This is a genomic window from Pseudooceanicola nanhaiensis (assembly GCF_020171315.1).
Taxonomy (GTDB): domain Bacteria; phylum Pseudomonadota; class Alphaproteobacteria; order Rhodobacterales; family Rhodobacteraceae; genus Pseudooceanicola; species Pseudooceanicola nanhaiensis_A.
Window position 1 is genome coordinate 820,744 of the sequence record NZ_JAIUZP010000001.1, and the last position, 26,762, is coordinate 847,505.

Genomic DNA, 26,762 nt, shown 5'->3' on the forward strand with positions numbered 1-26,762 from the left:
CCATTGTCATTCCATCACGTAGCCATAGGAGCCGTTGAAGTCCTGCTTGGCAACCTCTCCGGCCGCGCCGCGCAGTTTCTTTCCGTTCCCGGCGACCTTGCCGAACAGGAACAGGTCCTTCTCGGAGGGGGGCGTCACGCGGTCCGTCGGCAGGGCGAGGGCCTCGCCGCGGGTCGGGGTCACGAGGTGCGCGGTGACGATGATCACCAGTTCCGATTGTTCACGTTGGTAATCCGCACTGCGGAAGAGCGCGCCCAGGACGGGGATGTCGCCCAGCCACGGAACCTGGCTGTTGTTGTCGATGAAGTCGTCCTTCAGCAGGCCGGCGATGGCAAAGCTGTCGCCGTCGCGCAGTTCGACCGTGCTGGAGGTCTCGCGCCGCGAGAAGGCGTCGATGCGGAAGCCGTCGATCTCGTAGCCGTTGGTCGAATCGATCGCAGAGACCGCGGCCTTCAGCTCGAGGTTGATGATGTTGTCGTCCACCACGCGGGGGATGAAGTTCAGCTCGACACCGAAGGGTTTGAACTCGACCGCGACGGCGCCGTTGTCCTGCGCCACGGGCACGGGATATTCGCCACCCGCCAGGAACTTGGCCTCCTGCCCGGACAGGGCGGTGAGGTTCGGCTCGGCCAGGGTGCGGGCCACGCCCTTGGTTTCCAGCGCTTCCAGCAGGACGCCCACTTCGACGGCGCCCGCGTTGAAGCCCAGAAGCATCGCGCCTGCGTTGTCGTTCGACGAGGGCAGGGTGCCGCCAAGGCTGTTGGTCTGCGAGGTGGAATTGGTGTTGCCGCCGGTGCCACCCGACAGCCCGAGGTCCCCGCCGAGGGCGTTGCCGCTGAAGGCGAGCGAGGAGGACAGCGATTTCGACACGCTGCGCTGCATCTCGGCGAAGCGGACCTTCAGCATGACCTGCTGCACGCCGCCCACGGCCATCAGGTTCGACACCCGTTCCGGCGCATAGCGTTCGGCCAGATCGAGGGCGCGCTGCAGTTTCTGCGAGGAGGAGACAGTGCCCGACAGCACGATGCCGTCGTTGGCGGTGCGCACTTCGATCTTCTCGTTGGGAAGGATCTGGCGCAGGCGCTCCTTGAATTCGGTGATGTCGGCGGCCACGACCACGTCCACGTTGGTGATCAGCCGCCCGTTCTGGTCGAGCAGCGTCAGCGTCGTGGTGCCGGGGGCCTTGCCGAGGACATAGATCGTCCGGTCCGAGAGGGACGAGATATCCGCAATCGAGGGGTTGGCGATGCTGAGTTCCGCGAAGGGCGTGTCACTCTCGACCACCACCGCGCGGTTCATGGCGACGGAAAGACGGCTGGACGTGCCCTGCTGGACCACGCGCAGCGTCTCGGCCGCGGCGGGGAGCGTTGCAACGCCAAGCGTCAGCCCGACAAGGGCCGCCGTAAGGAAAGTGCATTTTCTCATGTGACCTGCCTCTCCGATCACGCCTCGATGACGGGTCTTGACGCCCGGTCTTTTGCGGCATCCTGCGGCATGTTGGCTTTTATTGCAAGAATCAATGCCTTTGGCAGTGAAACTCATGTGGATAACACGCAACAGGCCGGGCGTTGGCCCGGCCTGTGAGAGGTAACTCTGCGCAAAGCTGCCTCAGTTGGTGCAGGCGATCTCGGTTTCGATCACTTCGGCGCCGCGACGCGTCTTGATGGTGCAGCGCTCCTTGGGCGCGGCCTGGACAGTCTCGACGGGCGCTTCCTCCTCGACGAGGCCCAGCAGGCGGCGCTGGTCCACCTCGATGGACTTGGCGATCGTGTCGTCTCCGGCCCCCACGAGGGCGAGCGAGAGGCGGCCGGTCGATTGGGCCTGGGCGAGGGCGGCCACCTGATCGGGCGTGACGGCCACGGTGACGGTGCGGGCGATGGTCGCCTCGGCGCTATCGCCATTGGCGGTCTGGTCCACGGCGATCAGCTTGACCGCGCTTTCGATAAGTTTGGTGAATTCACCACGGTCGATGCCGCCGACAGAGCCGAGGCGCCCGGTCCAGTAGACGTCAACCTTGTCGCCCGGGCGCAGGAAGCCCGACACGCCGGAGGAGACGTCCACCTTGATCGCGAAGGCGCGCATCCCGCGCTCCAGCCGCGAGGTCAGGCCTGCGTCTTCACCGGGGGCGGTGACTTTCAGCGCCATCACGGCTTCGTTGCGCTCCATCGAGCGGAGCACGAAGCGGGGCGGGGTGTTTTCGCTGCCGAAGAGGTTCGACCCGTCGGTGAACACCCCCTCGGGGAGGGCGGCCTTGGGCCAGGCGACGAGGCGAACGTCGTCCTTGGCCAGAACCTGACCGTATTGCAGCTGTTTGTCGGCCACGTAGACATCTACCGTTTCCACGGCGACCGGGCGGGAGGCCCGTTCCCGGGCCAACTGGTCCTGGTAGGCGTTCACGTAGCCCTGGACCATGTAGACGGCGAAGCCAGCAAGCGCGACGCCGGCCAGCAGGACCAATCCGAATACCATGCGCATTTCTTACCTCATTTCTTCTGCTCACCCGTCTTTGCCGGACATGGTGTCATGCGGGCCGCGGGTTGTTCATTGTCCCAGTCTGCCGGCGAATTGTGTCCATACTCGGGACAGTTCGCGGTATCGCGGGGGCGTTTCCGAGTTCGTGCCGCGCGGGATAAGGGGCGCCTACCGAACCGCGTCTGCGGCTCTCTCTTGTGGCGAAGGCCCCGGGCGCGTGGCGACGGGATCAGAAGGTCCAGTCGGTCATGGTCGACACGAGGTCGTCCGTGACACCGGTCGTGGCATTGGTCATGCCCTGGATGGCAACGACCACGAGGGCGATGGCCATGGCGCAAAGAACGACCCAGTCGGCCGTGATGGCGCCGTCTTCGTCGGGCAGGAAATCGGAAAAGGGTCGCGTGTTCATCTGTGTCACATCTTTCCGACAAAGGTTGGCTTCTTCTGAAGCATTCACAAAAGGCCGCGTCGTTGCGGACGCGGCCTTTCGTATTCCTGCGATCAGGCGGGAAGGCCTTATTCGCCGCCGGCGGTGATCGAACCCATGTAGGTCGAAACTTCGCCGGTCAGCTGCGTGGTGCCGCCTTTGATCGACGAGTAGGCTGCGACGCCCAGGCCAACGACGGCTGCGGTGAGCACAACCCAGTCAACGGTGACTGCGCCGGATTCGTCTTCGCGGAAGTTTTTGATGAACTTGATCATGGTGAGTCCCTCCAAAGGATCAGATTGCTTGCTTGTGATGTTCCGCTTCGGTGTGTTGGCAGCCCGCTCTCTCTTTCACGCTGCCGCCTCTGCGGTACGGGGACATATAGCCTCGGGAATGGGGCAGGATTTGGGCGCGAAAAGTTCAAAAAAGGAAAAGATTTAGGGCTAATCGAGAGGATTGTTTATCGCACTGATTTTGCAGTGAAAATTAATTGGATACCTGCTGAAGGCATGAATTTCCCTGTCCGCACCCCTTAAATTGTTGCGCATCGGACACGGCCGCTTTCTGCGGACTGGCCGGATTCTGGCAGGTCTGCCATATTACGACCGCAGAGCAGTCCACAATTCCGGGCACAGAACACGGATGCGGCATACAGGAATCCCCCTCACGGGCGCCTTGGCGCTCGTTCTGGCGCTTTCAGCAGCCCCGCTCGGGGCCGAATCGCCGACTCCTTACCCCGATTTCACCTTCAAACGCGTGAAACCCCCGAGTCAGGGGGGCCAGAAGCGGATCACGGTGCAGATCGACCCCGCGGAACAGGCCCGCACCCTGCAGGCGATGTCGGATCGGTCCGCCGCGGCGGTCGAGAAGGCCGCGCAGCGCGACGAGCCCGGCGTGACGCCCCAGACGCCCAAGGCTGCACCGGGGCCGCAGGGCCGCTACACGTGGTTCTGGGACAATGTCTCGCCCGAGATGGCCGCCAGCGGCCCGGGACGGCTGGAACCGGCCCTGACCGCGCTGAGCAAGCCGCCTGCGGGCAGCGGCGTCTCCGCCCCGCGACTCGATACGCTGATGGCCATCGCCCGGGCGCAGGGGCGCGATATCCTGATGACGACCGCGGGCACCCAGGTGTCGCCGGCGCTGGTACTGGCCGTGATCGCCGTGGAAAGCGCCGGGCGGGCCGATGCGGTCAGCGGGGCAGGGGCGGCCGGCCTGATGCAGTTGATGCCCGCCACGGCGGAACGCTTCGGCGTCACGGACCGGCTGGTGCCGGCGCAGAGCATCCGGGGCGGCGTGGCCTTCCTCAACATGCTGATGCAGGAGTTCAAGGGCGACCCGATTCTCGTGCTCGCGGGCTATAACGCTGGCGAGGGCGCGGTGCGCACCTATCAGGGCGTGCCGCCCTACGCCGAAACGCGCGACTATGTGCCCAAGGTGCTGGAGGCCTACCGCGTGGCCCGGGGCCTGTGCATGACGCCGCCCATGCTGATCAGCGACGGCTGCGTCTTCCGCCTGCCCAAGGCCTGAGATACCGCCGCGGGGGTGCCCGGAAAATTCGAATTTTCCGGACCGGATTTTTCGAAAAATCCGGGCGCCGCGCGGGGCGGGGCGCGTCTTCCATCACGCTGACCGGCGCGCGGTGCGTTGGCGCGGTGCATTCAAGAATTTTCAAAAATTCTTGGCAAAATTCTTCGAAGAATTTTGGGGGCTCTGCCCCCTTGGCCCCGGGCGGGGCCAATTCCCCCGGAGTATTTGGGGAAAGATGAACCGCGGGGCCGCGTGTGGGGCGGCCCTGCGGGGTGTCTCGTGGATCAGACGATGGTCGCCTCGGTGGCGGCGCGCAGTTCGTCCTCGCTGACGCCCTCGGCCAGTTCGACGATCTTCAGGCCACCCTCGACCACGTCCAGCACGCCGAGGTTGGTGATGATGCGGTTCACCACGCCCTTGCCGGTGAGCGGCAGGGTGCAGTCCTTCAGCACCTTCGATTCGCCGTGCTTGTTCTGGTGGTCCATCACGACGATGACCTTGCCGACACCGGCCACGAGGTCCATGGCGCCGCCCATGCCCTTCACCAGCTTGCCGGGAATCATCCAGTTCGCGAGGTCGCCGTTCTCGGCCACTTCCATCGCGCCGAGGATCGCCGCCGCGATCTTGCCGCCGCGGATCATCCCGAAGGAGGTCGCGCTGTCGAAATAGGCGGTGCGGGGCAGCTCGGTAATCGTCTGCTTGCCGGCGTTGATCAGGTCGGCGTCTTCCTCGCCCTCGAAGGGGAAGGGGCCCATGCCGAGCATGCCGTTTTCCGACTGCAGCGTGATGTCCTTGTCGCCCACGTAGTTCGCCACCAGCGTCGGGATCCCGATGCCGAGGTTCACGTACATGCCGTCTTCAAGCTCTTCCGCCGCGCGGGCGGCCATCTGGTTGCGGTCCCAGGGCATTACGCCTCCTCCTTCTTGCGCGTGGTGCGCTGCTCGATGCGTTTCTCGTGTTCGCCCTGGATGATGCGATGCACGTAGACGCCGGGCAGGTGGATCAGATCGGGGTCGAGCGAGCCGGTCGGCACGATTTCTTCGACTTCGACCACGCAGACCTTGCCGCACATGGCGGCGGGCGGGTTGAAGTTGCGCGCGGTCTTGCGAAACACGAGGTTGCCGGTCTCGTCGGCCTTCCAAGCCTTCACGATCGACAGGTCGGCGAAGATGCCTTCTTCGAGGATGTAGTCCTCGCCGTTGAAGGTCTTCACTTCCTTGCCCTCGGCGATCACCGTGCCGACGCCGGTCTTGGTGTAGAAGCCCGGGATGCCGCAGCCGCCGGCGCGCATCCGCTCGGCCAGCGTGCCCTGCGGGTTGAACTCCAGCTCAAGCTCACCGCCGAGGTACTGGCGCATGAACTCCTTGTTCTCGCCCACGTAGGACGACATCATCTTGGTGATCTGCTTGGTGTCGAGCAGTTTGCCGAGGCCGAAACCGTCGACGCCACAGTTGTTCGAGGCAACGGTGAGATCCTTCACGCCACTCTCGACGATGGCGTCGATCAGCAGTTCAGGGATGCCGCAGAGACCGAAACCACCGGCGGCGATGAGCATGCCGTCGGTCAGCAGGCCATCCAGCGCCTCGGCGGCAGAGCCGTAGACTTTCTTCATGGGGTCCTCCTTTGTTGCCAGATCTGTCGCGGATTGCCGGGCCTGTGTCAACGGAATGCCGCAGTGCGGAACCTAGCACAGCGGGCGAAGGAGGCCAGAGGCGCACGGGCGCGGGGTGCATCAGGCTGGCCGTTTGGGCCGCATCCCCTCGGACGTTGACGCCAGTGACACCGGTTACGCATGAAAAAGGGGGGCTGTCTGCCCCCCTGCCGCCCCGGGGGGGCGGCGCCCCCCGAGGATATTTTCAAGCGAAAGATGGATCAGGCGTCGTCGGACGAGGACGCTGACGCTTTCTTCGCCGGGGCCTTCTTGGTCGTGGTCTTTTTGGCCGTGGTTTTCTTGGTGGCCGTCTTGGCTGTCGCCTTGGGGGCAGCCTTCTTCTTGGGCGCCTTCTTGCCCGACTTGGCGGCCTTTTCCTCGATCAGCGCCATGGCGGCTTCCATGGTCAGCGTCTCGGGGTCGGTCTCCTTGGGCAGGGTCGCGTTGATCTTGTCCCATTTCACGTAAGGGCCGTAGCGGCCTTCCATGATCGAGACCGGACCGCCCGCATCAGGATGCTCGCCCAGTTCCTTCAGCGTCTTCGCAGCCCCGCGACGGGCGCCGCGGGCGGCGACCTTCTCGGCCAGCAGCTGCACGGCGCGGTTCATGCCCACCGACCAGACGTCCTCGAGGGTTTCGAGGTTCGCGTTGGTGCCGCCCCGGTCCGAGGTGGTCTCCGCGTGCTTGATGTAGGGGCCGTAGCGGCCGATGTTCGCCCAGACGTTCACGCCGTCCTCGGGGTGCGGGCCGATCAGGCGCGGCAGCGAGAGCAGGCGCACGGCCTCCTCCAGCGTCACGTCTTCGGGCGCCCATTCCTTCGGCACCGACTGGCGCGGCGGCTTCTTGTTGTCTTCCGTCATTTCACCGCGCTGGCAGTAAGGGCCGAAGCGGCCCTTCATGACGTAGATCTTGTCGCCCTCGTCCTCGCCCAGCAGTTTGCCCTCCGGGGGGATGGCGCTGGCCTCGGCCTCGGCATCAGGCGGGCCGAAGGGGCGGGTGTAGCGGCACTCGGGGTATTCGGAGCAGCCGATGAAGGCCCCGCCGGAGCGCGCGGTGCGCATCGAGAGCCGCCCCTTGCCGCAGTTCGGGCAGAGCCGCGGATCGGTTCCGTCCTCGGTCGGCGGGAAGAGATGCGGCTCCAGCACCTCGTTGATCTTCTCCAGCACGTCGGTGATGCGCAGCTCGGAGGTCTCGGCGATGGCCGCCGAGAAATCCCGCCAGAAGCGCGAGAGCACTTCCTTGTAGTCGCGATCGCCCGCGGAGACGTCGTCGAGTTCCTCTTCGAGGTCGGCGGTGAAGTCGTATTCCACGTACTTGCGGAAGTAGTTCTCGAGGAAGGCGATCACCAGCCGGCCCTTGTCCTCGGGGATCAGGCGGTTCTTGTCCTTGAGCACATAGCCGCGGTCCTGGATCGTGGTGACGATCGAAGCATAGGTCGAGGGACGGCCGATGCCGAGCTCTTCCATCCGCTTGACCAGCGTTGCCTCGGTGTAGCGCGGCGGCGGCTGGGTGAAATGCTGCTCCGGGTTGATCGTGCGCTTGTCGGCCTTCTCGCCCTCGCTGATCTGGGGCAGGCGCTTGTCGTCATCGTCCACGACGGCGTCGTCGCGGCCCTCTTCGTAGACCTTCAGGAAGCCGTCGAAGAGCACCACCTGCCCGGTGGCCCGCAGGCCCACCTGGCCGTCGCGGCTGCCCACCTCGACGGTGGTCCGCTCAAGGCGCGCGCCTTCCATCTGGCAGGCCAGCGTGCGTTTCCAGATCAGGTCATAGAGCTTGCGTTGGTCCGCATCCGAGATGCGCAGGCTTTCCACGTCCGCCGCCATGTCGGTGGGGCGGATACATTCGTGGGCTTCCTGCGCGTTCTTGGCCTTGTTCTTGTAGACCCGCGGGCTGGCCGGCACGTATTCCTTGCCGTAGCGGTCGCCGATGGCGTCGCGGCAGGCGGCCACGGCCTCAGGCGCCATGTCGATGCCGTCGGTCCGCATGTAGGTGATGTGACCGGCCTCGTAGAGACGCTGTGCCGCGCTCATGGTCTGGCGGGCGCCCATGCCGAACTTGCGGCTCGCCTCCTGCTGGAGGGTCGAGGTCATGAAGGGCGGCGAGGGGTTGCGCGAGCCGGGCTTGGCCTCGACCGAGGTCACGGTCAGGTCGCGCGAGGTGATCGCCTGCACGGCCAGTTCGGCCTGGGTCTGGTTCTCGATGTCGAACTTGTCGAGCTTCTTGCCCGCGAGCACCGTCAGCCGGGCCTCGTATTCCTGACCGCGCGGCGTGGCGAGCAGCGCCTTGACCGACCAGTATTCCCGGGCGCGGAAGGCCTCGATCTCCATCTCGCGCTCGACGATGAGGCGCAGGCAGACCGATTGCACGCGGCCGGCCGACTTGGCGCCGGGCAGCTTGCGCCAGAGCACCGGCGAGAGGTTGAAGCCCACGAGGTAGTCGAGCGCCCGGCGGGCGAGGTAGGCCTCCACCAGCGGCGCGTCCACCTGACGCGGGTTCTTCATCGCCTCGGTGACGGCGGTCTTGGTGATCGCGTTGAAGACGACGCGGGAGACGGGGGTGTCCTTCTTGATGGCCTTGCGGTTGCGCAGGGCCTCCTCGAGGTGCCAGCTGATCGCCTCGCCTTCGCGATCGGGGTCGGTCGCGAGGATCAGGGCGTTGTCGTCTTTCAGCGCATCCGCGATCGCCTTGACGTGTTTCTTGCTGTCGCTCGCGATCTCCCACTTCATGTCGAAATCGTGCTCGGGATCCACCGAGCCGTCTTTCGGCGGCAGGTCCCGGACGTGGCCGTAGGAGGCGAGGACGGTGTAATCGGACCCCAGGTATTTGTTGATTGTCTTGGCCTTGGCAGGGGATTCGACAACGACAACGGGCATGAAAAGTCCTTTCGACTCTGGTCGAGCATATTGGCGGCGGACCATGTGGGGTCTGTCAGGGCAATGTCAATGCACGGCTCGTTGAGCGCCGTCAACGGTCCGCTGCGGCCGCGTTGCCGCAGAGGTGGGGCCCGGGTGCGGGTTTTGCAAGGCGTGGATGCTGCGGCGCGGCAGGCGGAGGGGCTTGTCCGGAGAGGTGCCTTTGGGCTGCCGGATGAGCCGGCGCATCCAGCTGCGGAGGCGCAGGAGGGCCTGCCAAGGGTGGTGCGGGAGGGCCCGTCCCGTGGCGATACGGGGCGGGCCTGCGGGGGCGATAAGGGGCGGCTTGCCGGGGCGACACGGGGCGGCTTACCGGGGGCGATGCGGGACGGTTTAAGAGGCCGATGCCGGACGGTCTGCCGGGGGCTGCGGACCTCAGTTGCGGGGCGGATCGGGGACCAGGGTCAAAAGACCGCCGGGGCGCCGCTCGATCCGGTCCGCCAATTCGAGGTCGAGCAGGGCCGGGGCGACCTGGGCCGCCGGCGCGGCGAGGTCGCGGATCAGCTGGTCCTCCTGCAGGGGCGCGCAGGAGAGCCGGGCGAGGATCGCCGCGTGGAGCCGCGCCTGCGCAAGCGCCGCCGCCTCCGGGGTGGGCGGGGCCTGCCGCTGGTCGCTGTGTGCACTGTCACCGGGCGGGGCGTGTCCCCTTGTGCAGACATCATGTTCGCCCGGCTGGTCTTGGCCCTTAGAGGTCGGGTTCTCGGCGTCGTCGTCGATCACCATGCCGTCTGCCGCATCGTCCCCGGCCTGTGCAGCCTCCGTACATGTCGGACCAGTGGGATGGCCCCCTTCCGCAGGCGGGCCGATGGCGCCGGAGCTCGCGCCCCGGGCATCGCCTTCGGGCCGCCCCCGCGGGGCGCCCCTTGCCGCCTGCGTCACCGGGGTGCCCCGCGTGAGGGCGCGGGTCATGTCGCGGGCGCGCTCCAGCGCGGTGGGTTTCGGCGGTGGGGCGGACGGCACCAGGGCCAGCTCACGCTGTGCGGCGGGCAGGGGCGGCAGGGCCTCCAGCACGTCCTCGGCGCTGCGCACGAGGCGGGCGCCGTCGCGCAGCAGCAGGTTGCAGCCGGCGGCGCGGGCGTCGAAGGGGTGTCCGGGCACGGCCATGACCTCACGCCCCTGGTCGAGCGCGTTGCGCGCGGTGATCAGGCTGCCGGATTTCGCCGCCGCCTCCACCACCACTACGACCTCGGCCATGCCGGAGATCAGGCGGTTGCGGCGCGGGAAGTCGCGGGCCTGTGCCACGTGGCCGAGCGGGCGTTCCGACACCCGCGCGCCGTTCAGCAACAGCCGGTCGGCGAGATCGGCATTCTCGGCCGGGTAGGGGATATCGGCCCCGCCCGCCAGAACCGCGACGGTGCCGGTGGCCAGCGTGGCGCGGTGCGCCGCCGTGTCCACTCCGCGGGCGAGGCCGGAGACGATCACATAGCCCGCCGCGGCGAGGTCGGTGGCCAGCCTCTCGGCCATGCGGGTGGCGAGGGAGGAGGCGTTGCGGGCGCCCACGAGGGCGATCATCGGGCGCGAGAGAACCCGCGGCTCACCAACCATCCACAGGAGGGGCGGCGGTTCGTCGAGGTCCATCAGCCGTTTGGGAAAGAGCGCGTCACCGGGGGTCAGCATCCGGGCGCGGGCGCCTTTGGCCCGGCGCAATTCCTCCCGCGCGACAGCTTCGGGGCAGGGGCGGTAGGAGGGCACGCCGGCGCTGGCTGCAAGACCGGGCAGGGCCTCCAGCGCGGCCTGAGCGCTGCCATGCTCGGCCATGAGCCTGTAGAAGGTGGAGGGCCCCACCCGGCGAGAGCGCAAGAGACGAAGCCACGCCAGACGGTCCTCTTCCGTGGTGGGTGGGAGTGGGGGGTGAGTGGAAGGTTGTGGTGTCCCGTCCATGATGACTCCGCCTCTTGCGGAATCAGATCTACCCCAGGCGCCGTTAACTATCCGTGAATCGCAGGGTTAACGACGCCTTCACGCCTCTGCCGCCTCAGCTGCCGGAGCCGCCCACGGTCAGCCCGCCGATCAGAACGGTCGGCTGGCCCACGCCCACGGGCACCCACTGGCCCTGCTTGCCGCAGTTGCCCATGCCGGGGTCGAGTGCCATGTCGTTGCCGAGCGCGCGGATGTGCTGCAGCGCGGTCGCCCCGTCGCCGATCAGCGTGGCGCCGGTCACAGCCCCCACGCGCTTGCCGTTCTTCACCCGGTAGGCCTCGGTGCAGGAGAAGACGAATTTGCCGTTGGTGATGTCCACCTGGCCGCCGCCGAATCCCACGGCATGGATGCCGTCCTTCAGGTCGGCCACGATCGCCTCGGGGTCGGCATCGCCGCCTTCCATGATCGTGTTGGTCATCCGGGGCATCGGCGCATGGGCATAGCTTTCGCGCCGCCCGTTGCCCGTCGCCTCGACCCCCATCAGGCGGGCGTTCTGGCGGTCCTGCATGTAGCCCACGAGGATACCGTCCTCGATCAGCACGTTGCGGGCCGAGGGCGTGCCCTCGTCGTCCACGGTGATCGAGCCGCGCCGGTCGGGGATCGTGCCGTCATCCACCACGGTGACGCCGGGGGCGGCGACGCGCTGGCCCATGAGCCCGGCAAAGGCCGAGGTGCCCTTGCGGTTGAAATCGCCCTCCAGCCCGTGGCCCACGGCCTCGTGCAGCAGGATGCCGGGCCAGCCCGGGCCAAGCACGATGTCCATGACGCCCGCGGGCGCGGCCTCGGCCGTCAGGTTCACGCAGGCGATGCGCAGGGCCTCCTTGGCCTTGGCCTTCCAGTCCACGGGATCGAGAAGCCCGTCGAGGCCGACGCGCCCGCCACCGCCTGCGCTGCCGCTTTCACGCCGGCCGTTCTCCTCGACGATGACCGAGACGTTGAGCCGGGTCATCGGGCGCACGTCCTCCACTAGCGTGCCGTCGGGGCGCAGGATGAAGACCTCCTGACAGGAGGCGCCGATCGAGGCGGTCACCTGCACCACCCGGGGATCGAGCGCGCGGAGGTAATCGTCGATCTCGCGCAGGGTCTCGACCTTCACGGGGAAGGGCTGCGCGCTGATCGGGTCGAGATCGGCATAGAGCTTGCGGTTGGTGGGGCGGGGGCCCTCTGCCAGCGTGCCGCCACCGTCGCCCACGGCCAGCCGCGCGGTGGCGACGGCGCGTTTCAGGGCGCTCTCGCTGATCTCGGTCGCGTGGGAATAGCCCGCGACCTCGCCCTTCACGGCGCGCAGGCCAAAGCCCTCGGCCGCGTCATAGGAGGCGGTGCGGATGCGCCCGTCATCGAGCGACAGCATCTCGGAGCGGCGCCGTTCGAGGAAAAGCTCGCCGTCGTCGGCCCCCGCAGTGGCCTCGCGCAGCAGGCGCAGGGCGGCGTCCTTGTCCAGCATGGTCTCGAAGGGACGGAAGGCGGTGTCGGACATGCGGAAATCTCCATTAGGGGTGCGACGTTGATGCGGCTTCCAACACACTGAAATTTGATCTAAGTCAAAGTGAGCGTCTGTTTGCCGCAAGTGCCGTGATTGTCGTGGAGGCGAGAATATGGTCTTAAGCACAGACAAACAACGGGAGGAGGACGGGGGAAACCCGGCTTCCGTTTTAAAATGACAGTGAAAGCCAAACGATCAGGGTGACCCATGCGTAAGATCTTTAGCCTCACGGCGCTTATGGCAACCTTCCTTGCCGCCCCGACCCTCGCCCAGGATGGGCTCGAGACCGTGGGCAAGCCGCACAGCGGCGGGATGGGTTTCCAGACCGCAGCCACGGAACTGGCCCGCGACCTGCAGTGGCTGGATCACATGATCCTCTACATCATCACCGCCATCGTGATCTTCGTCTGCATCCTGCTGGGCCTGGTGATCGTGCGCTACAACAGCAAGGCCAACCCGACCCCGGCCAAGTTCACCCACAATTCGCCGCTGGAAATCGCCTGGACCCTCGGTCCGGTGATGATCCTCGTCTTCATCGGGGCCTTCTCGCTGCCGGTTCTGTTCAAGCAACAGGAAATCCCCGAGGGTGACATCCACATCAAGGTGACCGGCTACCAGTGGTACTGGGGCTACGAGTACACCGACCACGATTTCGGTTTCGAGAGCTTCCTGCTCCAGAAGGAACAGCTGGCCGAATACGGCTACAACGACGACGAATACCTGCTGGCCACCGACACCGCCGTGGTCGTGCCCGTGGGCAAGGTCATCGTCATGGACGTGACCGGCGCCGACGTGATCCACAGCTGGACCATCCCTGCATTCGGGGTGAAGCAGGACGCCGTTCCCGGCCGCCTCGCGCAATTGTGGTTCAAAGCCGAGAAGGAAGGCGTGTACTTCGGCCAGTGCTCCGAGCTCTGCGGCAAGGACCACGCCTACATGCCGATCACCGTGAAGGTGGTCAGCGAGGAGGCCTACGAAGAGTGGCTCACCGGCGCGAAGGAAGAATACGCGGGCGTGCCCCGCAGCTATCAGGTCGCCTCGAACTGAGGGACCTGCGGGCTGCGGCCCGTCCCGGCGGACGCAGGCCCGCCCATCATAGTGTGACCGGGCCCCGCCGCGTCGGGGCCTGACGTGAAGACGGGGGCGCCTGTGCCCCTGAGGAAAGACGGAATGACCGACGCCAGCATCAATCCACAAGCCAGCGAGGGCGAAGCCCGGTTCGGCGACTTTGTCGCCCTTCTGAAACCGCGCGTCATGTCGCTGGTCGTGTTCACCGCCGCCGTGGGCCTGCTGGCGGCACCGGTGCCCGTGCACCCGTTCATCGCCTTCTTCGCCGTGCTCTGCATCGCGATCGGGGGCGGGGCCTCGGGCGCGCTGAACATGTGGTACGACGCCGACATCGACGCGGTGATGAAACGCACCGCCAAGCGCCCGATCCCCGCAGGCAAGGTGACGCCGGGCGATGCGCTCGCCATCGGGCTGACGCTCTCGGGCTTCTCCTGCGTGATGCTGGGGCTGGCGGCGAACTGGGTCGCGGCGGGGCTGCTGGCCTTCACCATCTTCTTCTACGTGGTCATCTACACGATGTGGCTGAAGCGCTGGACGCCGCAGAACATCGTCATCGGCGGTGCCGCCGGGGCCTTCCCCCCGATGATCGGCTGGGCCGTGGCCACCGGGGGCGTCAGCGTCGAATCCGTGCTGATGTTCCTGCTGACCTTCATGTGGACGCCGCCGCACTTCTGGGCGCTCGCGCTCTTCGTGAAGTCGGATTACGACAAGGCCGGCGTGCCGATGCTGACCGTGACCCATGGCCGCCGCTCGGCGCGCCGTCACATCCTGGGCTACACCATCCTGCTGGCCGCCGTGGCCGTGGGCATCGGCTTCACCTCCGTGGGCGGGCCGGTCTACCTGGCGGTGGCCGTGGTGCTGAACGCGCTCTTCCTCAAGGGCGCCGTGGACATCCTGCGCCGCGACGAAGCCGCCTCCGAGGCGGATGGCTACAAGTCCGAAAAGAGCTTCTTCAAGCTCTCCCTGCTGTACCTCTTCCTCCATTTCGGCGCGATACTTGCCGAGGCCGCCTTGCGGCCATGGGGTCTGGGAGGCTGGTGAAGATGTTCAGGGAGGAGCATGAACTTCACAAACGCCGCTGGGGCCGAAATCTCGGCCTTGGCATCGTTCTGGCGATCTTCGTCGCGCTGGTCTTCGGACTGACCGTGGTGAAGGTGTCCCTAGAGGACTTCCGCACGCCTGCGGAATCGGGAGGAGAAAAATGAAACGTCTGAGCGGACCACAGAAGACCGTCGCCCTGACCCTTGGCACCGTGATCTTCATGGGTGCCATGGCCTGGGCCTCGGTACCCTTCTATTCGTGGTTCTGCCGTGTCACCGGCTTTGGCGGTGTGACCGGCGTGGCGGAAGCCGGCTCTGACGTGATCCTCGACGAAACCATCAAGATCCGCTTCGACGCCTCGACCGACAAGGACATGCCATGGTCCTTCAAGCCGATGCAGAAGCAGATGGAGATGCGGATCGGCGAGACGGGGATGGCCTTCTACGAGGCCTACAACCCCACGGACCGTGTCATCGCGGGAACGGCGTCCTACAACGTCGCCCCCTACGAGGCCGGCGGCTTCTTCTCCAAGATCGAGTGCTTCTGCTTCACCGAACAGGTGTTGCAACCGGGGGAGCGGGTGGAAATGCCCGTCACCTTCTACGTGGATCCGGAGATCGTCGAGGACCGGGACGCCAAGTTCGTCCATGTCATCACGCTCTCCTACACGTTCTACGAGACCGACCTGCCGACCACCGAAGAGCAGGCGGCGCTTGACCAACCGAAGTCGACTGACGTCAACTGATGACCAAAGGCTCCAACGAGGGACACACCGATGGCGCATGAAAAGAACCACGATTACCACATCCTGCAACCCTCCCTGTATCCCTTCCTGGGATCGGTGGGTGCCTTCGTCATGCTGTTTGGCGCAACGCTCTGGATGCATGACAGCGGCCCCTGGATCTTCATCCTCGGCCTGCTGATGGTGCTCTACACCATGTACGGCTGGTGGGCAGAGACGATTGCCGAGAACAAGGCCGGCGACCACACCCCGGTGGTGCGGATCGGCCTGCGCTACGGCTTCATCCTCTTCATCATGTCCGAGGTGATGTTCTTCGTCGCGTGGTTCTGGACCTTCTTCAAGCACGCGCTCTACCCGATGGGCCCGCAGTCGCCCGCCGTGGACGGCGTCTGGCCGCCTGCCGGGATCGAGACCTTCGACCCTTGGCACCTGCCGCTGATCAACACGCTGATCCTGCTCTGCTCGGGCGCGGCCTGCACCTGGGCGCACCACGCACTGGTGCACGAGGACAACCGCAAGGACGTCAAGAACGGCCTGATCATCGCGGTGCTGCTGGGCCTGCTCTTCACCTTCTTCCAGGCCTATGAATACAGCCACGCCGCCTTCGGCTTCTCGGGCAACATCTATGGCGCCTCCTTCTTCATGGCGACTGGCTTCCACGGCTTCCACGTGATCATCGGGACGATCTTCCTCTTCATCTGCCTGCTGCGGGTGATGAAGGGCGATTTCACCGCCGAGAACCACTTCGGCTTCGAGGCCGCCGCCTGGTACTGGCACTTCGTCGACGTGGTCTGGCTGTTCCTGTTCCTCTCGATCTACATCTGGGGCCAGTAAGCGCCGCAGGGGCAGGGTCCGGGTTGAACCGGACCGGCCAAACGGACTAAAGCAACGCGGGCGGGAAACCGTCCGCGTTCTTCGTTTCCGGGGGCACAATGCGCCGTATCCTTCTGCCGCTGATCTTCGGCCTTCTGGGCACCGCCGTTCTGGCGTCGCTCGGTGTCTGGCAGCTGCAGCGGCTGGCCTGGAAAGAGAGCGTGCTCTCCGAGATCGAGGCCGCCATCGACGCCGACCCGGTGCCATTGCCCGACACCCCCGATCCCGAGCGGGACCGCTACCTGCCGGTCTGGGCCGAGGGCCATCTGACCGGGCCCACCCTGCGCGTGCTGGTCAGCCAGAAGGAGAAGGGCGCGGGCTACCGCCTGATCACCGCCTTCGAGAGTGGCAAGCGCCGGGTGCTGATCGACCGGGGCTTCCTGCCTGTCGACCGCCCCGTGCCCGAGACGCCAGTCCGCGAGCTGACGGTGATCGGCAACCTGCTCTGGCCGGACGAGGTGGATGGCTACACCCCCGATCCCGACCGCGAGACGGGCCTGTGGTTCGCCCGCGACCTGCCGGCGCTGGCCGCCGAACTGGGGACCGAGCCGCTGCTGATCGTCCTGCGCGACGAGACCTTCGACGATGCCGGTGTCAGCCCGCTGCCCGTCAGTTCGGCTGGCATTCCCAACGATCACCTCGGCTATGCCGTGCAATGGTTCGGCATGGCCCTGATCTGGCTGGTCATGACCGGCATTCTGATCTACCGAAACCTGCGACCCCGTGAAGACCCCCGCAAAGGCACCACAGCCGGGGCCAAGAAAGGTGAGACGACGTGAAATACATCTCGACCCGTGGGCAGGCGCCCGTCCTGACCTTCGAAGAGGCGATGCTGACCGGGCTGGCCCGTGACGGCGGCCTCTACGTGCCGGAAACCGTGCCCCAGATGAGTGCCGAGGAGATCGCGGCGCTGGCCGGTCTCTCCTACGAGGAGACCGCCTTCCGCGTCATGCGTCCCTTTATCGGCGACACCTTCACCGACGAAGAATTCCGCGAGATCATCGCCAAGGCCTATGCCGGCTTCGGCCACGAGGCCCGTGCGCCGCTGGTCCAGCTGGCGCCGAACCACTTCCTGCTGGAGCTGTTCCACGGGCCGACGCTGGCCTTCAAGGACTTCGCCATGCAGCTCATCGGGCAGCTGTTCCAGGCAGCCCTTGGCCGCTCGGGCAAGCGGGTGACCATCGTCGGCGCGACCTCGGGCGATACCGGCTCGGCCGCGATCGAGGCCTTCAAGGGGCTCGACAATGTCGACGTCTTCATCCTCTACCCCCACGGCCGGGTGTCCGAGGTGCAGCGCCGCCAGATGACCACCCCGTCCGAGGCCAACGTCCATGCCATCGCCATCGACGGCCATTTCGACGATGCGCAGGCGCGGCTCAAGGACATGTTCAACGACTTCGACTTCCGCGACGAGGTCCGGCTGGCGGGCGTGAACTCGATCAACTGGGCGCGGGTGCTGGCGCAGGTCGTCTACTACTTCTCCTCCGCCGTCTCCCTCGGCGCGCCCGCGCGCAAGGTCTCCTTCACCGTGCCGACCGGCAACTTCGGCGACATCTTTGCAGGCTACATCGCCAAGAAGATGGGCCTGCCGATCGAGCAGCTGGTGGTGGCCACCAACCAGAACGACATCCTGCACCGCTGCCTGACCACCGGCGCCTACACGCCCGATGGGGTGATCCCCTCGATCTCGCCCTCGATGGACATCCAGGTCTCCTCGAACTTCGAACGCGCGCTCTTCGACGCCTACGGCCGCGACGGCGCCGCCGTGTCGCAGCTGATGGACGAGCTGAAGGCCGGGGGCTTCACGGTGTCGCAGGGCGCGCGCGAAGCGCTTGCCGAAAGCTTTACCTCAGGCCGCGCCTCGGAAGAGGAAACCTCGGCCACGATCAAGTCGGTCTTCGCTAAGGATGCAGAGCTTCTGTGCCCGCACAGCGCCGTCGGCGTGAAGGTGGCCGAAGAGACCCGCGATGCCGCCGTGCCGATGATCACGCTGGCCACCGCGCATCCCGCGAAGTTCCCCGACGCGGTCGAAGCGGCCACCGGCGAACGCCCGGGTCTTCCCCCGCGCATGGCGGATCTGTATGACCGGTCTGAACGGGTCACGCGGCTGCCCAATGATCTGGCCGCCCTCGAAACCTTCATTCGTGAGAAAATCGCCAAGTGACGACACAGGTTCATACGCTTTCCAACGGCTTCCGCATCGTGACGGAGCAGATGCCCGGCCTGCAATCGGCAGCCGTGGGTGTCTGGGTCGCGGCCGGGGGCCGGAACGAACGGCTTGAACAGAACGGCATCGCCCACTTCCTCGAACACATGGCCTTCAAGGGGACCAAGACCCGGTCCGCCCTGCAGATCGCCGAACAGATCGAGGACGTGGGCGGCTACATCAACGCCTATACCTCGCGCGAGGTGACCGCCTATTACGCCCGCGTGCTGAAGGACGACGTGGCGCTGGCCATGGACGTGCTGGCGGACATCCTGCAGAACTCGACCTTCGAGGAGGCCGAGATCGAGAGCGAGCGCGGCGTGATCCTCTCCGAGATCGGGCAGGCGCTGGACACGCCCGATGACGTGATCTTCGACTGGCTGCAGGAGAAGGCCTACCCGGATCAGCCCATCGGCCGCACCATCCTCGGGCCGGCAGAGCGTATCCGCGCCTTCACCCGTGCCGACCTTGCGGGCTTCGTGGCCGAGCACTACGGGCCCGAGCAGATGATCCTCTCCGCCTGCGGGGCGGTGGATCACGACGAGATCGTCAAGCTGGCCGAGCGGCTCTTTGGCGGTATGGCGCGCCAGCCGCAGCAGGCCGCCAATCCCGCCCGTTTCCACGGTGGCGAGACCCGGACCGAGAAGCAGCTGGAGCAGGCGCATTTCGCGCTCGCCTTCGAAAGCCCCGATTACCGCGATCCGCTGAGCTACACCGCGCAGATCTATGCATCGGCCCTTGGCGGCGGCATGTCCTCGCGGCTGTTCCAGGAGATCCGGGAAAAGCGTGGCCTCTGCTACACGATCTTTGCCCAGGCCGGGGCCTATTCCGACACCGGCATGACGACGATCTACGCCGGCACCTCGGGCGATCAGCTCAAGGGTCTGGCCGAGATCACGCTGGACGAGATGAAGCGCGCCGCCTCCGACATGTCCGAGGAAGAGCTGGCCCGCGCCCGCGCCCAGATGAAGGCCGGCCTCCTGATGGGCCTTGAAGGCTGTTCCTCGCGCGCCGAACGTCTGGCCCGCATGGTGCAGATCTGGGGCCGCGTGCCGCCGCTGACCGAGGTGGTCGAGAAGATCGACGCCGTGACGCTGGCCGACGTGCGCAGCTTTGCCGAGAAGATGGCGGTGCAGAGCCCGGCGGCGCTTGCGCTCTACGGTCCGGTCTCGGCCGCACCGACCCTCGAGGCCCTGCAGGAGCGTCGCGCGGCCTGATGCTCGTCCCACGGCGCAAGTTGAAGATCGAGACCGAGCGGATGACGCTTCGGCCGCCGATCCATGCCGACTTCCGCTCCTGGACCGAGCTGCGCCGCGAGAGCCGTGATTTCCTGTCGCCGTGGGAGCCGAGCTGGGCCGAGGATCACCTCTCGCGCCGGGCCTTCGCGAACCGGGTCTACTGGGCGCAGCGCTCCGTGGCGCAGGGCACCGCGCTGCCGCTGTTCCTGATCCGGCGCGAGGACGAGATGCTGCTGGGCGCGATCACGCTGGACAACATCCGGCGCGGGCCTGCCCAGACCGGCACGCTGGGCTATTGGACCGGCGAACGCTTCGCCCGGCGCGGCTACATGCGCGAGGCGATCTCGGCGGTGGTGCACCATGCCTTCCACCGGATGGACCTGAGCCGCATCGAGGCCGCCTGCCTGCCGGAGAATGCGCCCTCGCGCGGGCTGCTGGAGAGCTGCGGGTTCAAGTACGAGGGCGTGGCGCAGAGCTATCTCCAGATCAACGGCCGCTGGCGAACCCACGTGCTCTACTCGGCGCTGCGGATGGACCGGCGCGGGCGCACCGACGCGGGGTAGGGCAGGCGTCGCGGTGTAGGCCGGGTGGTCTGCGTGGGCTTGATGCTCGTTGGATCGTGAGTGCCGCGGTGGCACTCCTTACTGCATCGCGTCAGCAATCCGGCCTCCTAAAGGACGGCGCACTCGTTACCTTGGCCGCGATCCCAACCTCACCGTATCAAACCGCCCGGCCTAAGGCCGGGCAGCGCCGACCCGCCCCCCTGGGGCGGCGCTACTGCGCCACCCCGCGGGACGGCGCTGCCCTTCGCGTGAGACCGCAGCGTTGATCCTCGCGAGGAACTGGCAACAGCCTCCTCAGTCCTCAGTCCTCAGTCCTCAGTCCTCAGTCCTCAGTCCTCAGTCCTCAGTCCTCAGTCCTCAGTCCTCAGTCCTCAGTCCTCAGTCCTCAACCCCGCACCAAACCCAAGCCCCGCCTGCCTCTCCCAAGGCATCCACGGCTTTGTGAACGCAGCACCTTCCGTTACGACACCCACGCCCCGCCAGCCCCATGCTAGGCTGCCCGCAGGAGGTCGCCCCATGTCCCATGCCCCCCAGTCACCGATCCTGACCGCGCCCCGGACGCTGCTCACCCTGCCGCTGCTCGCGCTCCTCCCCGACACCGCGCCCGCGCAGGAGCGCCGGCCCTCCCATTGCATCGCCATCGCCGACGCCACGCCGGGCCTCCAGTACCTCCGGCAAGCCTCCTTCCGCGAACCGGTCGCGGAGTACTCGGTCCGGCTGACCTACGTCAGCCACTCCTCCTACCTGCTCCAGACCCCGGGCGGGCTTTCGGCGATCACCGATTACGCGGGCTACCACGGCAACGTCGATTTCATCCCCGACGTGGTCACCATGAACCACGCCCATTCCAGCCATTTCACCTCCGCCCCCGATCCCGCGATCCCCCATGTGCTGCGCGGCTGGTCCGAGACCCGGGGCGAGGCGGTCGACCACCACCTCGACCTCGGCGAGATGCTGATCCGCAATGTCTCCACCGACATCCGCAGCTGGGACGGCGCCGAGGAAAACGGCAATTCCATCTTCGTCTTCGAGGTCGAGGGCCTCTGCATCGGCCACCTCGGCCACCTGCACCACGAACCCAACGACGAACAATATGCGGCACTCGGGCGGCTCGACGTGCTGATGGTGCCGGTGGATGGCGGGCTGACGCTGGACACCGCCTCCATGGTGCGGGTGGTGGAGCGGCTGCGCTCCTCCATCGTGCTGCCGATGCACTGGTTCTCGGACCGCTCCCTCGGCAGCTTCCTCGACGGTGTCTCGGATGTCTTCGCGGTGGTGAACGAGGGCGAGAACGCGCTGGAGATCTCTCTGCGCGATCTGCCGGCGCGGCCCACGGTGCACGTGTTGCGCCCGGCCTACCTGCGCGAGGCGGAGTAGCGTTTTCCACTGGCGCCCGGGCCGCGCGGTGCTACAGATCCGGCCATGACCGATCAGCCCGCCGCCCCCGCTCTCGCTCCCGATGTCCTCGACCAGCTGCGCGCCGCGCTGCCCGGCAAGGTGTTCCGCCCGCTGCTGCCCGGCTATCTCGCCTGCCTGCGCGGCTACGGCGACAGCACCGGCGTGGCGCAGGTCCTCTCGCCCGAGAGCGCCGAACAGGTCTCGGCAATCCTGAAGATCGCCAATGCCCATGGCGTCCCGGTGATCCCCCACGGCGGCGGCACCGGGCTGGTCAGCGGCCATACCTACAGCGGCGAGACGCCCGCGATCCTCGTCTCGCTGGAGCGGATGACCGCCATCCGCCTGCTGAACGCGGACGAGAACGTGATGATCGTCGAGGCCGGCGCGATCCTCGAGGACATCCACACGGCGGCCGAGGAGGTCGGGCGCATCTTCCCGCTGGCCATCGCCGCCAAGGGCTCGGCCCGGATCGGCGGCAACCTCTCGACCAACGCGGGCGGGGTGAACGTGCTGCGCTACGGCAATACCCGCGACCTCTGCCTCGGGCTGGAGGTGGTGCTACCGGACGGGCGGATCTGGAACGGGCTGTCGCGGCTGCGCAAGGACAACACCGGCTATGACCTTCGCGACCTCTTCATCGGGGCCGAGGGCACGCTGGGGATCATCACCGCCGCCTCGCTCAAGCTCTTCCCGAAACCGGCAGGCGAGGGCGTGGCCTACATGGTCGTCGACAGCCCCGCCACGGCGATCAAGCTGCTCTCCATGGCGCGCGACCACATGGGCGAGGCGATCTCGGCCTTCGAGCTGATCAACGGCACCGGCCTGCGCTTCATGAAGGCAGGGCTGCCCGACATCCGCCAGCCCTTCGATACGCCGCCCGACTGGTGCGTGCTGATCGAAGTGGGGCTGGCCCGCGGCCTCGTGCCCTCCGAGGCGCTCGAGGGGCTCTTTGCCGAGGCTTTCGAGGCCGGTCTCGTCTCCGACGGGCTCGTGGCGCAAAGCGCAGGGCAGGCGGCGGAGTTCTGGAACGTGCGCGAACATATCCCGGTGGCGAACCGCACCGTGGGGGCGATCTGTTCCAACGACATCTCGCTGCCGATCGACCTGATCCCCGACTTCCTGCCGCGCGCGCAGGAGGCCGTGAACCGGATCGCCCCCTTCCGCATCAACGCCTTCGGCCACCTCGGCGACGGCAACCTGCATTTCAACGTCTTCGCTCCCGAGGGCCATACGAAGGCCGAGTTCGTGCACCTGCGCGAAGAGATTCAGACCGCGGTGCACGACGTGCTCCACGAGATGGGCGGCTCCTTCTCTGCCGAACACGGCGTGGGCCGGCTGAAGGTGCGCGATCTGGAACGCTACGGCGATCCAGTGAAACTGGAGATGATGCGCGGGATCAAGGACCTCTTCGATCCCAGGGGGATCATGAACCCCGGCGCCGTCCTGGCCCGCAGATAGGGCGCGGTCCCCGTCAGAATTGAGGCCTCCGGCGGGGATATTTGCGAAACGGAAAGCATCCGGCGGCCCTTCCCGGGGCGTCCTTCATTTCTGTTTCCCAAATATCCCGGGGTCCGGGGCAGAGCCCCGGTTACGCCCCCTCGTAGGCGCAAAGCGCCGTGACCGCATAGCCCAGTTTTTCCAGCCGGGCGCGCCCGCCGAGGTCGGGCAGGTCGACCACGAAGGCGCAGCCGGTGATCACGCCGCCCAGTTTCTCCACCAGCGTGATGCCGGCCTCGGCCGTGCCGCCGGTGGCGAGGAGGTCATCGACGATCAGCACCCGTTCGCCTGCGGTGATCGCGTCGTCGTGGATTTCGACGATGGCCTCGCCGTATTCCAGCGTGTAGCTCTGCGAAATCGTGGCGGCGGGCAGCTTGCCTGCCTTGCGCACCGGCACGAAGCCGCAGGACAGCTGATGTGCCACGGCGCCGCCGAGGATGAAGCCGCGGGCCTCCAGACCCACGACCTTGTCGATCCGCGTGCCCGCGAAGGGCTGCACCAGCTGGTCCACCGCAAGCCGGAAGCCGCGGGCGCTGCCGAAGAGCGTGGTCACGTCGCGAAAGAGGATGCCCTCGTGGGGGAAGTCGGGGATCGTGCGGATGTAATTGCGGATGTCGTCCATCACAGCACCCGCCCGGCCACGGCGTCGAGCTTGGCCAGCAGCGCCGGGTCGCGTTTCTCGGGCGCGGTCAGCAGGGCATACTCCAGCGACCGGTCGCAGCCCTCGGCGCAGGGCTGGGGGGAGCCTGCGAGCAGCCGGGGCAGTTCCTGCACCAGCGCGCGCCCTCTCTCGGCATTGCCGAGCAGCGTGTCGCGGATCTTGGTCACATCCACGGCGCCGTGGTCTTCGTGCCAGCTGTCGTAGTCGGTGACCATGGCGATGGGGGCGTAGCAGATCTCCGCCTCGCGGGCGAGCTTGGCCTCGGGCATGTTGGTCATGCCGATGACATCGCAGTTCCAGACGTTGCGGTACATCAGGCTCTCGGCCAGGGTCGAGAACTGCGGCCCCTCCATGGCGAGGTAGGTGCCGCCGCGGTGCAGGGAGATGCCCGCCGCCCGCGCCGCTTCCGCCACGAGGTCGGAGAGCCGCGCGCAGGTGGGATGGCCGAGCGAGACATGGGCCACGCAGCCGGTGCCGAAGAAGCTCTTCTCGCGGGCGAAGGTGCGGTCGATGAACTGGTCCACGAGGACGAAATCGCCCGGCGCCATCTCCTCGCGGAACGAGCCGCAGGCGGAGAGGGCGAGGATATCCGTCACGCCCAGCCGTTTCAGCGCGTCGATATTGGCGCGGTAGGGCACCTCGGTCGGGGAATGGACATGGCCGCGCCCGTGGCGGGGCAGGAAGGCGAGCCGCGTGCCCGCCAGCCGCCCCGTCAGGATCGCGTCGGAGGGCGCGCCCCAGGGCGTTTCGACCTCCTGCCATGTCGCCTCTTCGAGCCCCTCGATCTGGTAGAGGCCCGAGCCGCCGATGATCCCAAGTACACGTTCCATGCGCCGCTCCCCTGTGCCTGTGCCTGTGCTTGTGCCTGAGGCTTTGCCCGCAGCTTACGCAGCGGCGGGCAGGGTGCAACGGCGCGCTGCGATCAGTCGTCGGGGCGTGTCAGTTCGAACACGTCGGTGACGCTTGCGTAGTCACGGTAGCCAAGCCGCGACAGCGCCTGGAAGGTGGTCACGTCGAAACGCCCGTCCACGAGGCAATCCTCGCGGATGTGCACGCCGGTGACCTCGCCGAGGATCAGCCAGTTGTCGGCGCCTTCCAGCTGCAAGATCTGGGTCACGCGGCATTCCAGCGAGGCAGGCGCATTGGCCACGCGCGAGCAGGGGATCGTCTCGCACTCGGCGCGGGTGATCCCGGCGTGGGTGAATTCGTCGGTCTCGGGCGTCAGCGCGGCGGAGGTGGCGTTCATCACGTCGCGGGCCGCGGTCTCCACCACGTTGGCGCAGAAGACGCCGGTTTCGCGGATGTTGCGCAGGCTGTCCTTGGAGGAGGTGGAGGCGAACATCACCTGCGGCGGCACATAGGCGACCGCGTTGAAGAAGGAATAGGGGGCGAGGTTTTCGGACCCGTCCTTGCCCCGGGTCGAGATCCAGCCGATCGGGCGGGGAGAGACGATGGCGTTGAACGGGTTATGGGGCAGCCCGTGGCCGTCCTTCGGTTCGTAGAACATGTGACCTCCGATGGTTTGCCCCCGGTGTAGCGCCATGCTAGGTGCCGTGCCACTGACTTCAGCCAACGGGGCCGCAGGACGCATGTTCACCGTTTCACAGGAACATCCCGAGGACTGGTGGGAGGTCGAGGCGCTGTATGACCTGTGCTTCGCCCCGGGCCGGACCGCGCTGTCGTCCTATCGGCTGCGCGATGGCGTGCCGCAGGTGGCGGAGCTGAGCCGGATTGCCCGCGATGCCGATGGCATCCTCGGCGGGGCGATCCGCTACTGGCCGATCCGGGTGGGCGGGGTGATCTCGCTGCTGCTGGGGCCGGTGGCCGTGCACCCGACGCACCAGGGCGAAGGGCTGGGCGCGCTGCTGATCCAGGACAGCCTGGCGCTGGCGGAGGCGCGGGGCTGGGAACGGGTGATGCTGGTGGGCGATGCGCCCTATTACAGCCGCTTCGGCTTTACCAAGCTCGACGACGTGGTGATGCCGCCGCCGACCAACCCCGACAGGGTGCTGGGCCGCGCGCTGATCCCCGGCAGCTGGGACGGCATAAAGGGCGAGGTGGTGCGCGCCTATTGAGCGCGATCTGCCCGCCGCGCGGGCGTGCCGCTGACTTGTTAACCCGATAAACATTGAAAGCGGCGCTCCTCGGCCCAATCTATCTGTCATGCAGCGGGAGAGCGAGATGCAGCAGATGGAACGCCCGGGCGCGGAGCAGAGCCGTGCCCTGATCACCGACGACACCGCGGCGGCGCTGGATGCGCTGGCCAAGCGATATCGCAACGCGGGTGGCATGGGGATGCAGGTCCTCTCGCTGGTGGGGGGCAAGGCCGAAGGCCTGCTGGACCGGCTGCCGGGCGACGTGCGTGGCCGGCTCGACCGGGCCACGGGGCTGGCGCTGAACGTCGCGGTGAAGGCCGCGCATACATCCCGCGGGATGGTGGGGGACCAGCCCGGCTGGCTCAACACCGTGACAACGACGGCCATGGGGGCGGCGGGCGGCTTCGGCGGGGTCTCGGCCTCGCTGGCGGAGCTGCCGGTCACCACGACGGTGCTGATGCGCGCGATCCTCGGCGTGGCGGCGGAGCATGGCTTCGACCCCTCCGAGGAGAACGTGCAGTTCGACTGTATCGAGGTCTTTGCCGCCTCGGGCCCCTTGGGGGTGAACGAGGCCTCGGACCTCAGCTTCCTGACCGCCCGCTTTGCGCTGAGTGGCAAGACGGTGCAGGGCGTCATCGCCCGGGTTGCGCCGAAACTGGCGGTGGCGATGGGGCAGAAACTGGCGGCCCAGACCGTCCCGGTGCTGGGGGCCGTGGCGGGGGCGGCGACGAACTTCGCCTATACCAGCTACTACCAGGAGGTGGCGCATGTCAGCTTTGGCCTGCGTCGGCTGGCGATCGAGGCGGATGTGCCCTACCCGATCCTCGTGGAGGAACTGCGCGCCCGGGTGACGCGCAAACCCCTGCCACGGCAGAACTGATCGCAGGCCGCAGCGGCGCCCTGTCGGTGTTGCGCGCGGCTAGCCCGGCCCGCAGGGCACCCCCGAACCGCGTACACGTGAAAGGCCCTGTACAGGCTGGTCCCGTA

26 protein-coding genes and 1 pseudogene are annotated in these 26,762 nt (G+C 66.9%); 14 read left to right on the forward strand and 13 right to left on the reverse strand.

Going from position 1 to position 26,762, the window contains the following annotated elements; translation table 11 throughout:
* Positions 1-6 precede the first annotated feature (6 nt).
* From LCM32_RS03830 to LCM32_RS03845, 4 genes are all read right to left on the reverse strand, one after another.
* Positions 7-1,425, reverse strand: a complete 1,419-nt coding sequence (locus LCM32_RS03830; RefSeq protein WP_224819721.1) for a type II and III secretion system protein family protein — start codon at positions 1,423-1,425, stop codon at positions 7-9.
* Between the two features lie 183 nt (positions 1,426-1,608).
* A complete protein-coding gene (cpaB, locus tag LCM32_RS03835) occupies positions 1,609-2,475 on the reverse strand; it encodes a Flp pilus assembly protein CpaB (protein ID WP_224819722.1) in 867 nt (288 codons plus the stop codon).
* A 226-nt stretch (positions 2,476-2,701) separates the two neighbouring features.
* Positions 2,702-2,881 (reverse strand): hypothetical protein, encoded by a 180-nt coding sequence (locus LCM32_RS03840; RefSeq protein WP_224819723.1) that lies wholly within the window; start codon positions 2,879-2,881, stop codon positions 2,702-2,704.
* A gap of 107 nt (positions 2,882-2,988) precedes the next feature.
* Positions 2,989-3,174 (reverse strand): hypothetical protein, encoded by a 186-nt coding sequence (locus LCM32_RS03845; protein WP_224819724.1) that lies wholly within the window; start codon positions 3,172-3,174, stop codon positions 2,989-2,991.
* A gap of 367 nt (positions 3,175-3,541) precedes the next feature.
* Between LCM32_RS03845 and LCM32_RS03850 the strand changes: the two genes are divergently transcribed.
* Positions 3,542-4,426, forward strand: coding sequence for a lytic transglycosylase domain-containing protein (locus tag LCM32_RS03850; RefSeq protein WP_224819725.1), 885 nt, complete (start codon positions 3,542-3,544; stop codon positions 4,424-4,426).
* A 284-nt stretch (positions 4,427-4,710) separates the two neighbouring features.
* Here LCM32_RS03850 and LCM32_RS03855 read toward each other — a convergent pair whose 3' ends face one another.
* From LCM32_RS03855 to tldD, 6 genes and pseudogenes are all read right to left on the reverse strand, one after another.
* Positions 4,711-5,334, reverse strand: coding sequence for a 3-oxoacid CoA-transferase subunit B (locus LCM32_RS03855; protein WP_224819726.1), 624 nt, complete (start codon positions 5,332-5,334; stop codon positions 4,711-4,713).
* Positions 5,334-6,038: a CoA transferase subunit A gene (locus tag LCM32_RS03860; protein WP_224819727.1), complete on the reverse strand. Its 705-nt coding sequence runs from the start codon at positions 6,036-6,038 to the stop codon at positions 5,334-5,336. Before LCM32_RS03860 ends, LCM32_RS03855 begins: the two co-directional genes overlap by 1 nt.
* A gap of 260 nt (positions 6,039-6,298) precedes the next feature.
* Positions 6,299-8,950 (reverse strand): type I DNA topoisomerase, encoded by a 2,652-nt coding sequence (gene topA, locus LCM32_RS03865; protein WP_224819728.1) that lies wholly within the window; start codon positions 8,948-8,950, stop codon positions 6,299-6,301.
* Positions 8,951-9,364: 414 nt separating this feature from the next.
* The gene (locus LCM32_RS03870; RefSeq protein ID WP_318246176.1) at positions 9,365-9,898 is read right to left on the reverse strand and encodes a hypothetical protein; all 534 of its coding nucleotides are present in this window, start codon (positions 9,896-9,898) and stop codon (positions 9,365-9,367) included.
* Between the two features lie 12 nt (positions 9,899-9,910).
* Positions 9,911-10,870 (reverse strand): annotated as a pseudogene (dprA, locus tag LCM32_RS03875) (DNA-processing protein DprA); the annotation flags it as partial.
* Between the two features lie 94 nt (positions 10,871-10,964).
* On the reverse strand, positions 10,965-12,386 hold the full coding sequence (tldD, locus tag LCM32_RS03880; RefSeq protein WP_224819729.1) for a metalloprotease TldD: 1,422 nt from the start codon (positions 12,384-12,386) through the stop codon (positions 10,965-10,967).
* 213 nt (positions 12,387-12,599) lie between these two features.
* On the opposite strand from tldD, the gene coxB reads away from it, so the two are divergent.
* The 11 genes from coxB (at position 12,600) to LCM32_RS03935 (ending at position 22,979) form a co-directional block, all read left to right on the forward strand.
* Positions 12,600-13,439, forward strand: coding sequence for a cytochrome c oxidase subunit II (gene coxB, locus LCM32_RS03885; RefSeq protein ID WP_224819730.1), 840 nt, complete (start codon positions 12,600-12,602; stop codon positions 13,437-13,439).
* 123 nt (positions 13,440-13,562) lie between these two features.
* Entirely contained in the window at positions 13,563-14,501 is a 939-nt protein-coding gene (cyoE, locus tag LCM32_RS03890) for a heme o synthase (RefSeq protein WP_222489310.1), read from the forward strand.
* Between the two features lie 2 nt (positions 14,502-14,503).
* Complete coding sequence (locus LCM32_RS03895; RefSeq protein ID WP_224819731.1) at positions 14,504-14,665, forward strand: hypothetical protein; 162 nt, start codon at positions 14,504-14,506, stop codon at positions 14,663-14,665.
* Positions 14,662-15,246: a cytochrome c oxidase assembly protein gene (locus LCM32_RS03900; protein ID WP_224819732.1), complete on the forward strand. Its 585-nt coding sequence runs from the start codon at positions 14,662-14,664 to the stop codon at positions 15,244-15,246. The genes LCM32_RS03895 and LCM32_RS03900 overlap by 4 nt, the downstream gene beginning before the upstream one ends.
* A 30-nt stretch (positions 15,247-15,276) precedes the next feature.
* The gene (locus LCM32_RS03905) at positions 15,277-16,077 is read left to right on the forward strand and encodes a cytochrome c oxidase subunit 3 (RefSeq protein WP_224819733.1); all 801 of its coding nucleotides are present in this window, start codon (positions 15,277-15,279) and stop codon (positions 16,075-16,077) included.
* A 98-nt stretch (positions 16,078-16,175) separates the two neighbouring features.
* Complete coding sequence (locus LCM32_RS03910; RefSeq protein WP_224819734.1) at positions 16,176-16,895, forward strand: SURF1 family protein; 720 nt, start codon at positions 16,176-16,178, stop codon at positions 16,893-16,895.
* Positions 16,892-18,280, forward strand: a complete 1,389-nt coding sequence (gene thrC / locus LCM32_RS03915) for a threonine synthase (RefSeq protein ID WP_224819735.1) — start codon at positions 16,892-16,894, stop codon at positions 18,278-18,280. Before LCM32_RS03910 ends, thrC begins: the two co-directional genes overlap by 4 nt.
* Positions 18,277-19,539, forward strand: coding sequence for a M16 family metallopeptidase (locus LCM32_RS03920; RefSeq protein WP_224819736.1), 1,263 nt, complete (start codon positions 18,277-18,279; stop codon positions 19,537-19,539). The genes thrC and LCM32_RS03920 overlap by 4 nt, the downstream gene beginning before the upstream one ends.
* A complete protein-coding gene (locus LCM32_RS03925) occupies positions 19,539-20,123 on the forward strand; it encodes a GNAT family N-acetyltransferase (RefSeq protein WP_224819737.1) in 585 nt (194 codons plus the stop codon). The genes LCM32_RS03920 and LCM32_RS03925 overlap by 1 nt, the downstream gene beginning before the upstream one ends.
* Positions 20,124-20,639: 516 nt before the next feature.
* Entirely contained in the window at positions 20,640-21,500 is an 861-nt protein-coding gene (locus LCM32_RS03930) for an MBL fold metallo-hydrolase (RefSeq protein ID WP_224819738.1), read from the forward strand.
* A 45-nt stretch (positions 21,501-21,545) separates the two neighbouring features.
* Positions 21,546-22,979, forward strand: coding sequence for an FAD-binding oxidoreductase (locus LCM32_RS03935; RefSeq protein WP_224819739.1), 1,434 nt, complete (start codon positions 21,546-21,548; stop codon positions 22,977-22,979).
* 130 nt (positions 22,980-23,109) lie between these two features.
* On the opposite strand, the gene LCM32_RS03940 is transcribed toward LCM32_RS03935, so the two are convergent.
* From LCM32_RS03940 to LCM32_RS03950, 3 genes are all read right to left on the reverse strand, one after another.
* Entirely contained in the window at positions 23,110-23,640 is a 531-nt protein-coding gene (locus LCM32_RS03940; RefSeq protein ID WP_224819740.1) for an adenine phosphoribosyltransferase, read from the reverse strand.
* Complete coding sequence (locus LCM32_RS03945; protein ID WP_224819741.1) at positions 23,640-24,509, reverse strand: S-methyl-5'-thioadenosine phosphorylase; 870 nt, start codon at positions 24,507-24,509, stop codon at positions 23,640-23,642. Before LCM32_RS03945 ends, LCM32_RS03940 begins: the two co-directional genes overlap by 1 nt.
* Positions 24,510-24,601: 92 nt before the next feature.
* Positions 24,602-25,186 (reverse strand): flavin reductase family protein, encoded by a 585-nt coding sequence (locus tag LCM32_RS03950; protein ID WP_224819742.1) that lies wholly within the window; start codon positions 25,184-25,186, stop codon positions 24,602-24,604.
* A gap of 82 nt (positions 25,187-25,268) precedes the next feature.
* On the opposite strand from LCM32_RS03950, the gene LCM32_RS03955 reads away from it, so the two are divergent.
* Both LCM32_RS03955 and LCM32_RS03960 read left to right on the forward strand, forming a co-directional pair.
* On the forward strand, positions 25,269-25,754 hold the full coding sequence (locus tag LCM32_RS03955; RefSeq protein ID WP_224819743.1) for a GNAT family N-acetyltransferase: 486 nt from the start codon (positions 25,269-25,271) through the stop codon (positions 25,752-25,754).
* A gap of 106 nt (positions 25,755-25,860) precedes the next feature.
* A complete protein-coding gene (locus LCM32_RS03960; protein ID WP_412070660.1) occupies positions 25,861-26,655 on the forward strand; it encodes an EcsC family protein in 795 nt (264 codons plus the stop codon).
* Positions 26,656-26,762 lie beyond the last annotated feature (107 nt).

What these genes read in the sequence shown, in the direction of transcription:
- LCM32_RS03830 (WP_224819721.1), bottom strand. Translation starts at nt 1,425, where the DNA reads ATGAGAAAATGCACTTTCCTTACGGCGGCCCTTGTCGGGCTGACGCTT.
- cpaB (WP_224819722.1), bottom strand. Translation starts at nt 2,475, where the DNA reads ATGCGCATGGTATTCGGATTGGTCCTGCTGGCCGGCGTCGCGCTTGCT.
- LCM32_RS03840 (WP_224819723.1), bottom strand. Translation starts at nt 2,881, where the DNA reads ATGAACACGCGACCCTTTTCCGATTTCCTGCCCGACGAAGACGGCGCC.
- LCM32_RS03845 (WP_224819724.1), bottom strand. Translation starts at nt 3,174, where the DNA reads ATGATCAAGTTCATCAAAAACTTCCGCGAAGACGAATCCGGCGCAGTC.
- LCM32_RS03850 (WP_224819725.1), top strand. Translation starts at nt 3,542, where the DNA reads ATGCGGCATACAGGAATCCCCCTCACGGGCGCCTTGGCGCTCGTTCTG.
- LCM32_RS03855 (WP_224819726.1), bottom strand. Translation starts at nt 5,334, where the DNA reads ATGCCCTGGGACCGCAACCAGATGGCCGCCCGCGCGGCGGAAGAGCTT.
- LCM32_RS03860 (WP_224819727.1), bottom strand. Translation starts at nt 6,038, where the DNA reads ATGAAGAAAGTCTACGGCTCTGCCGCCGAGGCGCTGGATGGCCTGCTG.
- topA (WP_224819728.1), bottom strand. Translation starts at nt 8,950, where the DNA reads ATGCCCGTTGTCGTTGTCGAATCCCCTGCCAAGGCCAAGACAATCAAC.
- LCM32_RS03870 (WP_318246176.1), bottom strand. Translation starts at nt 9,898, where the DNA reads ATGACCCGCGCCCTCACGCGGGGCACCCCGGTGACGCAGGCGGCAAGG.
- tldD (WP_224819729.1), bottom strand. Translation starts at nt 12,386, where the DNA reads ATGTCCGACACCGCCTTCCGTCCCTTCGAGACCATGCTGGACAAGGAC.
- coxB (WP_224819730.1), top strand. Translation starts at nt 12,600, where the DNA reads ATGCGTAAGATCTTTAGCCTCACGGCGCTTATGGCAACCTTCCTTGCC.
- cyoE (WP_222489310.1), top strand. Translation starts at nt 13,563, where the DNA reads ATGACCGACGCCAGCATCAATCCACAAGCCAGCGAGGGCGAAGCCCGG.
- LCM32_RS03895 (WP_224819731.1), top strand. Translation starts at nt 14,504, where the DNA reads ATGTTCAGGGAGGAGCATGAACTTCACAAACGCCGCTGGGGCCGAAAT.
- LCM32_RS03900 (WP_224819732.1), top strand. Translation starts at nt 14,662, where the DNA reads ATGAAACGTCTGAGCGGACCACAGAAGACCGTCGCCCTGACCCTTGGC.
- LCM32_RS03905 (WP_224819733.1), top strand. Translation starts at nt 15,277, where the DNA reads ATGGCGCATGAAAAGAACCACGATTACCACATCCTGCAACCCTCCCTG.
- LCM32_RS03910 (WP_224819734.1), top strand. Translation starts at nt 16,176, where the DNA reads ATGCGCCGTATCCTTCTGCCGCTGATCTTCGGCCTTCTGGGCACCGCC.
- LCM32_RS03925 (WP_224819737.1), top strand. Translation starts at nt 19,539, where the DNA reads ATGCTCGTCCCACGGCGCAAGTTGAAGATCGAGACCGAGCGGATGACG.
- LCM32_RS03930 (WP_224819738.1), top strand. Translation starts at nt 20,640, where the DNA reads ATGTCCCATGCCCCCCAGTCACCGATCCTGACCGCGCCCCGGACGCTG.
- LCM32_RS03935 (WP_224819739.1), top strand. Translation starts at nt 21,546, where the DNA reads ATGACCGATCAGCCCGCCGCCCCCGCTCTCGCTCCCGATGTCCTCGAC.
- LCM32_RS03940 (WP_224819740.1), bottom strand. Translation starts at nt 23,640, where the DNA reads ATGGACGACATCCGCAATTACATCCGCACGATCCCCGACTTCCCCCAC.
- LCM32_RS03945 (WP_224819741.1), bottom strand. Translation starts at nt 24,509, where the DNA reads ATGGAACGTGTACTTGGGATCATCGGCGGCTCGGGCCTCTACCAGATC.
- LCM32_RS03950 (WP_224819742.1), bottom strand. Translation starts at nt 25,186, where the DNA reads ATGTTCTACGAACCGAAGGACGGCCACGGGCTGCCCCATAACCCGTTC.
- LCM32_RS03955 (WP_224819743.1), top strand. Translation starts at nt 25,269, where the DNA reads ATGTTCACCGTTTCACAGGAACATCCCGAGGACTGGTGGGAGGTCGAG.
- LCM32_RS03960 (WP_412070660.1), top strand. Translation starts at nt 25,861, where the DNA reads ATGCAGCAGATGGAACGCCCGGGCGCGGAGCAGAGCCGTGCCCTGATC.